The sequence below is a fragment of the Ignavibacteriales bacterium genome (assembly GCA_016214905.1).
In the GTDB taxonomy this organism is placed as follows: Bacteria; Bacteroidota; Ignavibacteria; order UBA10030; family SZUA-254; genus PNNN01.
The window spans coordinates 116,811-129,750 of record JACRMQ010000004.1; the positions used below are offsets into that span (position 1 = coordinate 116,811).

The 12,940-nt window shown below is 40.0% G+C and carries 10 protein-coding genes; all 10 read left to right on the forward strand.

Going from position 1 to position 12,940, the window contains the following annotated elements:
- The first annotated feature begins 17 nt into the window (after positions 1–17).
- On the forward strand, positions 18–539 hold the full coding sequence (locus tag HZB59_02250) for a hypothetical protein (protein MBI5020231.1): 522 nt from the start codon (positions 18–20) through the stop codon (positions 537–539).
- Between the two features lie 465 nt (positions 540–1,004).
- Positions 1,005–2,462, forward strand: coding sequence for a glutamate--tRNA ligase (locus HZB59_02255; GenBank protein ID MBI5020232.1), 1,458 nt, complete (start codon positions 1,005–1,007; stop codon positions 2,460–2,462).
- On the forward strand, positions 2,462–4,162 hold the full coding sequence (locus tag HZB59_02260) for a glutamine--tRNA ligase/YqeY domain fusion protein (protein MBI5020233.1): 1,701 nt from the start codon (positions 2,462–2,464) through the stop codon (positions 4,160–4,162). Before HZB59_02255 ends, HZB59_02260 begins: the two co-directional genes overlap by 1 nt.
- 92 nt (positions 4,163–4,254) lie before the next feature.
- Positions 4,255–4,626 (forward strand): dihydroneopterin aldolase, encoded by a 372-nt coding sequence (gene folB, locus HZB59_02265; GenBank protein ID MBI5020234.1) that lies wholly within the window; start codon positions 4,255–4,257, stop codon positions 4,624–4,626.
- Between the two features lie 4 nt (positions 4,627–4,630).
- Positions 4,631–5,137: a 2-amino-4-hydroxy-6-hydroxymethyldihydropteridine diphosphokinase gene (gene folK, locus HZB59_02270; protein ID MBI5020235.1), complete on the forward strand. Its 507-nt coding sequence runs from the start codon at positions 4,631–4,633 to the stop codon at positions 5,135–5,137.
- Between the two features lie 23 nt (positions 5,138–5,160).
- Positions 5,161–5,826 carry a deoxynucleoside kinase gene (locus tag HZB59_02275; protein MBI5020236.1) on the forward strand — a complete coding sequence of 222 codons (666 nt, stop codon included), beginning with the start codon at positions 5,161–5,163 and terminating at the stop codon, positions 5,824–5,826.
- A gap of 12 nt (positions 5,827–5,838) precedes the next feature.
- Positions 5,839–6,057, forward strand: a complete 219-nt coding sequence (locus HZB59_02280) for a hypothetical protein (protein MBI5020237.1) — start codon at positions 5,839–5,841, stop codon at positions 6,055–6,057.
- Positions 6,058–6,140: 83 nt separating this feature from the next.
- Positions 6,141–7,085 (forward strand): quinolinate synthase NadA, encoded by a 945-nt coding sequence (gene nadA, locus HZB59_02285; protein MBI5020238.1) that lies wholly within the window; start codon positions 6,141–6,143, stop codon positions 7,083–7,085.
- 79 nt (positions 7,086–7,164) lie between these two features.
- Positions 7,165–9,429 (forward strand): T9SS type A sorting domain-containing protein, encoded by a 2,265-nt coding sequence (locus HZB59_02290; GenBank protein MBI5020239.1) that lies wholly within the window; start codon positions 7,165–7,167, stop codon positions 9,427–9,429.
- A 152-nt stretch (positions 9,430–9,581) separates the two neighbouring features.
- A complete protein-coding gene (locus tag HZB59_02295) occupies positions 9,582–12,875 on the forward strand; it encodes a glycosyl hydrolase (protein MBI5020240.1) in 3,294 nt (1,097 codons plus the stop codon).
- Positions 12,876–12,940 lie beyond the last annotated feature (65 nt).

A 12,940-nucleotide genomic window follows, 5' to 3' on the forward strand; every position in this document is an offset into this window, starting at 1 on the left:
ATAAAAAATAATCTTTTATGCAAAATAGTTATATAGTTTTGCTCGTTATCTTTCTTGTCTGTGTATCTCTAAGAACCGGATATGAATTACTAAAAGAGGCAAGAAAGATTGATCCGGAGAATAAACTTATCTTCACGCTCATCTTTAGTACGATGTGCGCCTTGTGGGTAAGCTGGTTTGCGCTTTGTACGTTGGATCCTGCATTATTTAACATACCGAAGATGGTGCGATGGAGTGGTCTTGGACTTCATATCGCCGGGATGATTTTAGCGGTTGGAGCGCTTATCCAACTTAAAGGTTTGGAGAACATCAAGCATCTTGTCACCAATGGATTCTTCAGCAAAATAAGGCATCCGATGTATACAGGTTTTTGTTTTTGGATTATCGGATGGAGCTTATTCAATAATGCCGTGGTCAGCCTTCTTGTTGGAATGATCGGAATGGTAAATATATTTTATTGGAGACATTTAGAGGAGACAAGATTGCTGAGACAGTTCGGGGATACATATCGCCGATATCGACTGACGACCTGGTTTTAAATAAGAATCGGAGAATAATATTCAGGTGGATAATGTTATGACATACATCACCGACAAAATAAATTCGAATATATAAATTTGAACAGAGGCTTACATTAAGCCCCAGTTGTCGATATCAAGATGTGATAAGACAAAATCCCGAACCAGAGTAGTTCGGGATTTTATTTTATGGATCAAGATTTTTACGTGTTATGTCTTGTGTTATACCAGCAATCATTTTAATTATTTTGGGCGATTAAGTAAAATATTTCAACAATTACCTTTTTCTTTTTACAAACCTAATGAATTTTACAAAGAATCTGAGATTTTAATGAGATGATTGAGTATGTTACTTAATCATTGCCGATAAATCCGTATTCATCTTGAAGAATATCTTTGTTTTTTTTAAAATATAGTGGTATCTTCCAATCGGCTACGCTGTAATAGAAAATCTTCAGTCCCCGCCATAGGGGACTTTTTATTATCATGAATAATTTAAATCAAATACGAGTCAGATTTGCTCCGAGTCCAACGGGTTACTTACATGTCGGTGGACTACGCACGGCGTTATATAACTATCTCTTTGCTCGAAAGAACAAAGGTGTATTCGTACTCCGCATAGAAGACACAGATCGCGCAAGATATGTTGAGGGTGCTGTGGAAAATCTAATTGACACGCTACATTGGTGCGGTCTCGATTATGATGAAGGACCGAATAAAGAAGGAGAGTTCGGTCCGTACATTCAATCTGAACGTTTAAAAATATATCATGAGTACGCGGAACGATTGATACAAACCGGTCATGCATATAACTGCTTTTGTACATCCGCTCGGATAGAAGAATTACGTGAAGAACAACAGAAGCGAAACGACCAAACGAAATATGATAAACATTGTTTGAAACTCTCGAAGGATGATGTTCAATCCAAGTTGAAAGAAAATATTCCTCACGTAGTGCGATTGAATGTAAATAGCGATAAGAAGGTAATTGTGGATGATATCATTCGCGGAAGAGTGGAGTTCGATAGCAATTTAATTGATGATCAGGTTTTGATAAAGAGTGACGGATACCCAACATATCATCTCGCAAATGTTGTGGACGATCATCTGATGAAAATTAGTCATGTGATACGTGGTGAAGAATGGCTTCCATCCACACCAAAACATGTTTTACTCTACGAAGCGTTCGGTTGGGAATTACCACTATTTGCGCATCTTCCATTGCTTCTGAATCCTGACAAATCCAAGCTTAGCAAAAGGCAGGGTGATGTTGCGGTTGAAGATTACCGGACGAAAGGTTATCTGAGAGAATCGCTCGTCAATTTTGTTGCGCTTCTCGGCTGGAATCCCGGAACAGAGCAGGAAATATTTTCGCTTGAAGGTTTAATGAATTCATTTTCTTTGGAAAGTGTCAATAAAGCCGGCGCGGTTTTCAATATCGAAAAATTGAATGCTTTTAACTTTGAGCATCTGCGTTTAAAAAGCGATAAAGATGTTCTTGCAATATTGAAAGAACTTCTTGGGAAATCGAAATTTGCCAATCACAATTGGAGCGATGACTCGTTATTGCTGATTATCGAAGCCATGCGGCCGAGAATATCATTCGTGAAAGATATAATCGAAAACAGTCATTATTTTTTCGAAGCACCCTTGACGTACGATGAGGAGGTTTTGAAAAAGAGATGGAAGGAAGATTCGTCTCAGCAATTGGAAATATTGATCGAAGAGTTTTCAAAATTAAACAACCCTTCTAAAGAGCAATACGAAGAAGCCCTTCACACTGCTGCGAATAAATTGGCGATAGGAAATGGAAAACTTATACACGGTGTCCGGCTCGCTGTATCGGGAGTCGGCGGTGGACCAGGTTTATATGATATGCTTTATATTTTAGGGAAAGATGAAACGATAAGAAGAATCAGAACTGCAATTGAAAGATTGAAATAATGATCGAGAGTGACCCAATAGAGAAATCAGATTCTGCGGCGCCAAAGCCGACTAATTTTATACGCGATATAATCGATGAAGATTTAAAAACTAATAAATATGAGGGACGTGTTCACACACGATTTCCTCCTGAACCAAACGGTTACCTTCACATCGGGCATGCGAAATCTATCTGTCTGAATTTCGGAATAGCACGTGATTATAACGGTCTAACAAATTTACGGTTCGATGATACAAATCCATCGAAGGAGGAAATCGAATATGTAGAATCAATCAAAGAAGATGTGAAGTGGCTTGGATTTGATTGGGGATACAGGGAATATTACGCATCGGATTATTTCGATCAGTTGTACGCATATGCGATTCAATTAATCAAAAAAGGTGTAGCTTATGTGTGTGAATTGACGGGTGATCAGATTCGTGAGTACAGGGGAACACTCACAGCACCCGGGAAAGATAGTCCGTACCGCAACAGAAGCATTGGAGAGAACCTCGATTTATTCGAACGGATGAAAAATGGAGAATTCCCGGATGGTTCAAAAACACTTCGCGCTAAAATCGATATGTCATCACCGAATATCAATATGCGCGACCCGATAATCTACCGCATTCTTCATGAGGCACACGACCGTACCGGTGATAAATGGTGCATCTATCCGATGTATGATTGGGCGCATGGGCAATCTGATTCGATTGAAAAAATTACTCATTCGATCTGCACGCTCGAATTCGAAGATCACAGACCTTTGTATGATTGGTTTATAGAACAGCTTGGCATCTATCATCCGCAGCAGATTGAATTCGCGCGTTTAAATTTAAGCTATACCGTAATGAGCAAACGGCGTCTGCTTCAATTGGTGGAGGATAGAAATGTAACCGGCTGGGACGATCCAAGAATGCCAACAATATGCGGATTGCGGCGGCGGGGTTATACGCCGGAATCTATCAGGTATTTTGCTGAACGCATCGGTATTGCCAAGCGTGAAAATATGATCGACGTAGCGCTGTTGGAAGATAGTTTACGTGAAGATTTAAACAAGCGTTCTTTGAGAACGATGGCAGTTCTAAAACCTTTGAAAGTGATCATCGATAATTATCCGGACGGCAAAGTTGAATTGCTCGACGCGGTAAATAATCCTGAAGATGAAAAGATGGGAACGAGGAAGATACCGTTCTCGAAAGTATTATACATCGAGCAAGATGATTTTATGGAAGATCCGCCGAAGAAATTCTTCCGTCTCACTCCCGGGAATGAAGTACGCCTCCGCTATGCATACATCATAAAATGTGTCGGTGTTGTGAAGAATCCGGTTACGGGAGAGATTACGGAACTTCATTGCACTTACGATCCTGAAACGAAGAGCGGTGCGGGTCAATCTCAGCGCAAAGTGAAAGGAACAATACATTGGGTATCTGCGTCACATACTGTTGGTGCCGAAGTTCGTTTATACGACAGGTTGTTCAATGTTGAAAACCCGAGCGGAGACGATTGGAAAAGCCATCTCAATCCGGCGTCACTTACAATATTATCGAATTGTAAAATGGAGCAATCTTTGATAAACGCGAAAAAGCAAGATCGTTTTCAATTCGAGCGTCTCGGATATTTTTGCGTAGATCACGATTCAACCCCCGCGAATCTTATTTTCAACAGAACAGTTACATTAAAAGACACCTGGGCTAAGATTGCGAAATTGTCATAAGATGCAGGATGAATTACTTGAATCGATTAAGATCACGAAAAGCTTGACTATCTGATCAGAAAATTATATATTTTCCAGTACGAATAAATACCATGCCCCAGAAAGATATCATCAGAATAAAGAATGCTTCGTTTTACGCCTATCATGGCGTTGCGTCTGACGAGCAAAATTTAGGCGGTAAGTTTGAAGTTGATGTTGAAATTCATGCCGATTTATCGGCATCATTCGACACCGACGAGTTGAAGGAAACGGTGAATTACGAATCGGTTTATTCGTTCATTAAAAATGCTGTTACACGCCGGAAGCATTATTTGTTAGAGTCGCTCGCGTCCGAGATAGCACGCGGTTTATTGAAAGAATTTCAGGTGATCGATCTGGTGAGAGTCACTGTTCGGAAACCGCATCCGCCTGTTAAAGGTGTTATTGATTATGTAGAAGTTGAAGTAGTGGAACCACGTTCATAAAAAAATGTATCAGGTATATTTAGGATTAGGAACTAACCTCGGCGACCGCATAGATAATTTATCTCGCGCGGTTGATGAGATAACGAAAATCGGACCGGTTGATGCAGTCTCTTCAATATATGAGACGGAACCTGTTGGTATGATTGAAGGGGAAAACTTTCTCAATCTCGTTCTGTCTATCAAAACCACAGATGATCCGCCTTTACTTCTCGTGAGGTTGAAAAAGATAGAGAAGAAAATCGGTGGGCGGCCGCATCATCACATGCAATCGAGAATAATTGATATCGATGTTTTACTTTACCGTGGGTTTGAATATAAAGATCATACGGTACAAGTTCCGCATCCTCAGTTGCATTCGAGACGTTTCACCCTAGAACCATTGAACGAGATAGCTCCGACTGCCATCCACCCGACAATGGAAAAAACGATTGCAACACTTCTTCGCCAATGCAGAGACCAGCACAAAGTAATTAAAAGCGAATATCAATTGGCTCAAATGATTCACCAATAACGGACTATAAATTGCGACCTCCCATACAAACACTTATTGAACAATCCGAACTGCGGCACATAGCTGTAGAAGGCGTGATCGGTGCCGGAAAAACAAGTCTGACAAAAATGTTAGCTGAACACTTATCCGGGAAAATTGTTCTTGAAAAATTCGAGGAGAATCCTTTTCTTCCGAAATTTTACGAAGATCCCGAACGGTTCGCTTTTCAGACACAAATATTTTTCCTCCTGAACAGATACAAGCAGCAGCAGGAATTGGTTCAGGCGGATTTGTTCCATCGTTTTCTAATCACCGATTATATATTCGAAAAAGATAAAATATTCGCCTATCTTAACCTCGAAGACGATGAGCTCAAACTATATGAAAGCGTTCTAACCGCTATCGAACACACGATACCAACACCCGATCTCGTTGTTTATCTTCAATCGAGTGTATCGCGGCTGATGAATAACATTCGCCAGCGGGGAAGAGATATCGAGCGGAACATGTCGGAACAATATATCCGCGATCTGAATGAAGCGTATAATTATTTCTTCTTCAGATATAAATCGGCTCCTCTGCTGATCGTCAATTCATCACAGATCGATTTTGTACATAATGAAGCAGAGTTCGAAGATTTACTGTACGAAATATTCCGTCCGGGCAAAGCACCAGTGGAATATTATAATCCTGCGAGCTTACAACGATAGAAAGTATTTCTTATGTTCAAATATATTCTCTGGGTTTTGCTGTTATATTTTGGATGGAAGATCGTTCAAGCATTTTTCAGAATGAATACAAGAACGACTCGCAAATCTGAGGATGATGTAAACTTTCAGCATCTCGAAGAAGCTCAGTTCGAGGATATTACCGATGATACTCAATCGGCTGAACCTGCTAAAAAAGAAAATAATCTCACCGACGAGCAACCGCCTAAATAAATCAACATCATTTTGATTCTTCGAAGAACATTAATTATCTTTTAATAGTGGATAAACAAAAGATAAATAATAATTCTATCGATATGAATGCATCCGGTTTGATACCGTTGGATCTCGAATCAGAAATCAATAAACTCAAGAAAGAGTTAAATGCGGTTTTACTCGCTCATTATTATCAGGAATCCGAGATACAGGATATTGCAGATTTTGTCGGCGATAGCTTAGAGCTATCAAGAAAAGCCGCATCCACAGATGCCGACGTTATTGTTTTTGCGGGAGTGCATTTCATGGCTGAGACGGCTAAGATACTCAGTCCGCAAAAACAGGTTCTCATCCCAGATATGAATGCAGGATGTTCATTAGCCGAAGGTTGTCCTGCTCCTTTATTTAAGCAATGGAGGGATGCTCATCCCGGATACGTTTCTATTACTTACATAAATTGCTCGGCTGAAGTCAAAGCATTGAGCGATATTATTTGCACCTCAAGCAATGCTGAAAAAATAATCCGACAAATTCCTGCTGATAAAAAAATACTATTCGCTCCCGACAAAAATCTGGGAAATTATTTGAAGAAAAAAACTGGTCGCGATATGGAGATATGGCAGGGGACATGCGTTGTTCACGAAACATTCAGTTTGAAAAAGCTTATTCATTTGAAATCGCTTTATCCTGACGCGAAGATAATTGCTCATCCTGAATGCGAGGAACCTGTACTGGATCAATCATCATTCATCGGCTCAACAAGCGCGTTGCTAAAGCATGTTCAGCAATCTGCAGATAAAACATTCATCGTTGCAACGGAGACCGGAATAATTCATCAAATGGAGAAAGCTTGTCCCGAAAAAACATTCATTCCAGCCCCGCCCGAAGAAAGTTGCGCCTGCAATCAATGTCCATATATGAAGTTGAACACGATGGAAAAAGTTTACCTCTGCATGAAAAACAGAACGCCTGAAATGATTCTATCTGATGAGCTGATTAGGAAAGCAGCCATCCCTATAAAGAGGATGATGGAAATGAGCGGGTGAGTAGTGAGTATGTTAGTAGTTGAGTAAATTAGTTGGGAGGGAGTTTCGCTCCCTCCCAGTGTGAAGAGAATGAAAGATAATGCAAAAACTGAATCATTTTAGATATTTATTTATTTTCATATTTTTACAAGGGATAGATCTTAGCGCTCAGGTAACGGGACGATTAACCATCAGATGTTTTACTTCTATTGATTCCACACCAATATTCAATTATTCAGCGTTGTTAAAGAATGGTTCAGGAATACCGCTTGATTCTTCTTTCTCAGGAGAATCAAATGAGATACAATTCAGTGTAGATATAACATCGATACAAAATGAAAATTATAATTTGTCTGGTTTTAACCTAGAAGATAATTATCCAAATCCCGCAAATCCAAGTACAGTAATAAAGTTCGAAATCGGTCAATCATCTCAAACATCGCTTGAGATATATAACATACTCGGTCAGAAAGTTCGCACGATCATCAATAATCATCTCTCATCAGGTTCTTATAGAGCTTTATGGTACGGAGAAAACGATGATGGTATTCCGACTGCTAACGGAGTATATTTTTATAAACTTGTTTCTGGTTCGAATCAGGCAGCGAAGAAGCTCGTTTATTTTGGTGGCGGTTCTGGCGGATTGTTGTCTACATATCACCAAATCGAGAATCGGAATATTCCTTCGCATTATTTAAACGAGTATAGTCTCCATTACTTTGTTAGCCTTATCTCAACTAACCTAACTTTTCCCATGTTTGAAGATACAAGTTTGAGTATTGATATTTTGTCTGATACTTTAATGAACGTTTATCTTACACCATTTCCGATAGTACCACTATTTGATACGATTCCTAATTTTAATTTGATGGAGGATGATACACATGCCGATACATGTAGCATAGATTTATGGTTATATGCTACCGGCTTCGAGAAAAACGGTCAGATTTCATCTGATTCATTATTGCTATTTAGATTGTTACCTTATGACTCGAGCAAAGCACAGCTCGGCATTCGAAATAATCAGATTCTTTATGTCAAGGGTTTGACATCAGACTCAAATGGTGTGACAGAAGCAACAGTTGAAGTCGAGTCACCTAATGGCGGAGTTGCACGACAAAAAGTTCATGTGATTGTTGATCCTCAAAGAGATATCAGAGTCGTTGCTAAAGATTACCAAGGCAAAAATGTCGATGCCTGGATAATGGCAAAAAATGAGCTTGGCGATTCAGTTACTGCAAGAAGTGGAGAACTATGGAGTCAATATCCAGTTGTTCACAGCACATCAAGAAAGGGAGGCACAACAGGAAACAAAGGTGGCGGAAAATATCGCAATAGTCCAGCAGACAGCATTGCACATGTTCAAATAAGGCCGAGCGACGGAGACACACTTTATACTCGTTTACTAAATGATCCAAAATGGATTAAAGTTGGATATTTGCCAGGCGATAAAGATACAATGGGTGTGTATATGTTCCCAGCACCACCAAGAAATGTTTCAGGATCATTGGTTGACTTTGAAAACAACCCCAGAAATGGGATAATCATGGCCACCAATGATTTAGGAGACACAATAAGGGCTTTAACAGACTCAGCAGGACATTTTGCTTTAGTTATCCCTCGAGGGAATTATGTTGATTTAAAGGGGCATATTATCAATCCAAATCATCCAGGTGGATTTATTAGAACAATGCCAAGAATAGAGGGAACTCGGGACACATCTGGAGTCTTAATTGATGTCGTTCCGGATTTAGCAGATAGTGTTTATATTGATAGGGATACAATGAGGCTTGCAGCATATTTTGCAAATTTCAGATCTGGCTCAGGAATGCCTTTTGAAGGATTGAAAAAAGGATCTGCCGAGTTTGACCATATCTCTAGCAGAGCTTGGACTGGAGATACATTATTTGCAGACGAACAAGACTCAATTGATGCAATAACTACCAGAAATATCGATCCATTAATTGGTTTACCATCGATAAAATATCATGTTCCACAAGATAGTTTGACCAATGGTGCTGTGCCGGGTGCTGTTACATGGGTAAAAAAGAAAGACATCGCCGGCGCATCCGAAAGAGTTAATGTAGATCCTGAGCAAGATGGGCAATATTATACTTTGGTGAGGTTAAAGTATGTTCCTTTCAATCAACGGGGGATAACAAAGGAACGTCTCCATGCAGCTGCCGCACCATTTGATATTATCAACGCAAATAATGCTATAGCAGCAAACAAAACCCTTTTCCATAGTCAAACACCACATTCAAAACCACAGCCTTTTGATGAATGGTTAACAAAAATTGTGAAAAAATATCCAACATTAACACAACAAGACATAATTATGTTGATTGGTAATTTGCAGCAATAATCCTTTAGATATAATCTTTCACTTTATTTCTTATTAATTCAATATCTTTCTCTTTCATCGCTTGTCATTCTTTTTTTGCATTTCTCTTTTCATTCCTTTACATTCTAAAGTTCCAAATTTCAATTAAACCATCATTCGCACGGAGATATTTTATGAAAAGATTTCTATTAAATTTTGTCTCTCTATTCATCATACTTACAATTTCTTTATTCGCTGAATCGAAAAAAGATTCGAAGCAGGAAGATACATCAAAAACAAAAGACCCGATGCAGTCGGGAACATTTTCGGGACTAAAGTTTCGCTCTATCGGTCCCGCGCTTATGTCGGGAAGAATTTCCTCTATTGCAATAAATCCAACTGATAAATCAAACTGGTTTATAGGAGTTGCCTCCGGCGGAGTCTGGAAAACAACGAATTCAGGTACGACATGGAATCCAATATTTGATGATCAAGGTTCGTACTCAATCGGTTGTGTAACTCTCGATCCGAATAATCCATTAGTTGTTTGGGTTGGAACAGGTGAGAATAACAGTCAGCGAAGTGTTGCTTATGGTGATGGTGTTTACCGCTCGGATGATGGAGGGAAATCGTGGAAGAATATGGGATTGAAAAAATCTGAGCACATCGCCCGTATAGTTGTTGATCCTAGAAATTCATCTGTTGTTTATGTAGCTTCCCAAGGTCCGTTGTGGGGAGCCGGCGGTGAGCGCGGATTATTTAAAACAACCGATGCCGGTAAAACATGGAATAATATTTTAAGCATCAATGAAAATACGGGTGTAACTGATCTGGTGATTGACCCAAAGAATCCTGATATTATTTATGCCGCATCATACCAAAGACGCAGGCATGTTTGGACTTTGATTGACGGCGGTCCCGATGGTGGTATTCACAAATCGACAGATGCAGGTGCAACATGGACGAAATTAAAGAACGGTCTGCCAGGCGGTGATGTTGGCAGAATAGGATTAGCAATTTCTCCGGTTGATAATCGTGTTCTATATGCAATGGTTGAAGCACAAACAAAGAAAGGCGGATTTTTCCGTTCTTTAGATTGCGGCGCAAACTGGGAAAAGCGCGGCGAATATGTAGCAGGCAGTCCGCAATATTACCAAACCATCTACTGCGATCCAAAAGATGTTGACAGAGTTTATTCAATGGATGTATTTCTAATGGTATCTGATGATGCGGGAAAAACGTTTACAAGACTCGGAGAAAAATCAAAACATGTTGACAACCATGCGATGTGGATTGATACCGAAGATACACGGCATTACATTGTTGGAAGCGATGGCGGTTTATACGAGAGTTTCGACCGCGGACAGACTTGGGATTATTTTGCCAATCTTCCGATCACTCAGTTTTACGATGTCTGTGTCGATAATTCGAAACCGTTTTATTATGTTTATGGCGGGACGCAGGATAATTCAACTCTTGGTGGACCGTCCCGAACACGTAATGCTTCAGGCATAACCAATCAAGATTGGTTTATTACAACAGGAGGAGACGGATTCCAATCGCGGGTAGATACTGAAGACCCGAATATAGTTTACAGCGAAAGTCAGTATGGCGGACTTGTTAGATACGATAGACGAACAGGTGAAGAAATTGGAATTCAACCTCAGCCGGGAAAAGGTGAAGAAGGATTGCGTTGGAACTGGGATTCACCACTTATCATAAGTCCACACAGTCATACACGTTTATATTTCGCGGCGAATAAATTATTCCGGAGTGATGACCGCGGAGATTCATGGAAACCTGTAAGCGGTGATCTTACACGGCAAATCGACAGAAATCAACTTGAAGTTATGGGGAAAATCTGGAGTGTTGACGCTGTTGCGAAGAATGCATCAACTTCGCTTTATGGTAATTGCACAGCTCTTTCTGAATCTCCAATGAAAGAAGGTATGATCTACGTTGGAACAGATGATGGACTCATTCACGTTACCGAAGATGGCGGTACATCCTGGAAGAAATATGAAAAGTTTATCGGAGTTCCGGAAAAAACATATGTCAGCAGAATACTAACTTCTCAACACGATCTTAATACCGTTTATACCTCGTTCGATAATCATAAGATGGCAGATTTTAATCCATATATCCTTAAGAGTATCGATGCAGGTAAAACATGGACATCAATAAAAGGAAATCTTCCGACTAACGGACCAGTTCTTGCAATAGCAGAAGATCACATCAATCCGAATTTATTATTTGTCGGAACGGAGTTTGGTGTTTTCTTCACAGTCGATGGCGGCCAGAAATGGATTCAAATGAAAAGCGGACTTCCAACAATTGCTGTGCGTGATATCGCAATCCAAAAAAGAGAAAACGATTTAGTGTTGGCAACATTCGGCAGGGGATTTTATATTCTTGATGATTATTCACCGCTACGCATAATAAAAAAAGAAATACTTGAAAAAGATATTGTTACATTTCCTGTCAAAGATGCGATGATGTTCATGCAGTCGTATCCTCTTGGTGGTTCAAAGAAGGCAACGCAGGGAGAGTCATTCTTCAACACACCGAATCCTCCGATTGCTGCAACTTTTACATATTACATCAAAGATGCATTAAAAACTAAGAAAGAAATTCGTCAGGAATCTGAGAAAGAAGCAGAAAAGAAAAAACAACCTGTCCGTTATCCAACTTTCGATGAACTCAGGGCTGAAGATGAAGAGGAAGCACCATCAATTATATTGACTGTTACAGATGCAGATGGAAATGTTGTTAGAAAATTGATGGGTGCAAATGCAAAAGGGATAAACAGAACAGCGTGGGATTTGCGATACCCGCTTCCATATCTAGCTTCACCGCCGCCACCTGGTAGTGATGATGAACCGGAAGGTGGTCCGATGGTGATGCCCGGGAAATACACAATCTCTCTCTCTAAAAAAGTTAATGGCATTGTCACTCTGCTCGGTGAGCCGCAGTCGTTTATAGCATACGTACCCGAGCAGGATAAAATGAATCCTGATGATAGAAAAATGTTGGTTGAGTTTCAGAAGAAAGCGGCAAAGTTACAGCGGGCATTCAGTGGAGCTTCACAGATGGCAGGTGAAATAAAAAATCGACTTGCTTCAATTAAACGCGCACTAAACGAAACTGCATCTCCTGTCGATAATTTAGTTAGTGATGCGCTCTCTTTAGAGACACAGCTTAATGAAATAATCCGCAACTTCCGCGGGGATCAAACAAAACGTTCACGTAATGAAAATTCACGACTATCTATTAGTGATCGTGTAAACAAAGTGGTCTATGATATGAGCAGCTCGACTTCGCGTCCAACTCAAACAGTTCAAGATGCATACGTAATTGCGAATGATGATTTTACCATTGAGCTTCAGAAATTGCGCACACTTGTAGAGGTCGATCTGCCAAAGCTCGAGAAGGCAATGGAAGCGGCAGGTGCACCATGGACAAGCGGCAGAGTGCCGGAGTGGAAGTGATAATAAATAGCTGGACCATTATCCAATGAATTACCTAATTAAGATAAATATCTCTTATTTTGTAT

Bases quoted from the DNA above. Each gene is read 5' to 3' on its own strand.
- HZB59_02250 (MBI5020231.1), top strand. From the start codon at position 18: ATGCAAAATAGTTATATAGTTTTGCTCGTTATCTTTCTTGTCTGTGTA.
- HZB59_02255 (MBI5020232.1), top strand. From the start codon at position 1,005: ATGAATAATTTAAATCAAATACGAGTCAGATTTGCTCCGAGTCCAACG.
- HZB59_02260 (MBI5020233.1), top strand. From the start codon at position 2,462: ATGATCGAGAGTGACCCAATAGAGAAATCAGATTCTGCGGCGCCAAAG.
- folB (MBI5020234.1), top strand. From the start codon at position 4,255: ATGCCCCAGAAAGATATCATCAGAATAAAGAATGCTTCGTTTTACGCC.
- folK (MBI5020235.1), top strand. From the start codon at position 4,631: ATGTATCAGGTATATTTAGGATTAGGAACTAACCTCGGCGACCGCATA.
- HZB59_02280 (MBI5020237.1), top strand. From the start codon at position 5,839: ATGTTCAAATATATTCTCTGGGTTTTGCTGTTATATTTTGGATGGAAG.
- nadA (MBI5020238.1), top strand. From the start codon at position 6,141: ATGAATGCATCCGGTTTGATACCGTTGGATCTCGAATCAGAAATCAAT.
- HZB59_02290 (MBI5020239.1), top strand. From the start codon at position 7,165: ATGCAAAAACTGAATCATTTTAGATATTTATTTATTTTCATATTTTTA.
- HZB59_02295 (MBI5020240.1), top strand. From the start codon at position 9,582: ATGAAAAGATTTCTATTAAATTTTGTCTCTCTATTCATCATACTTACA.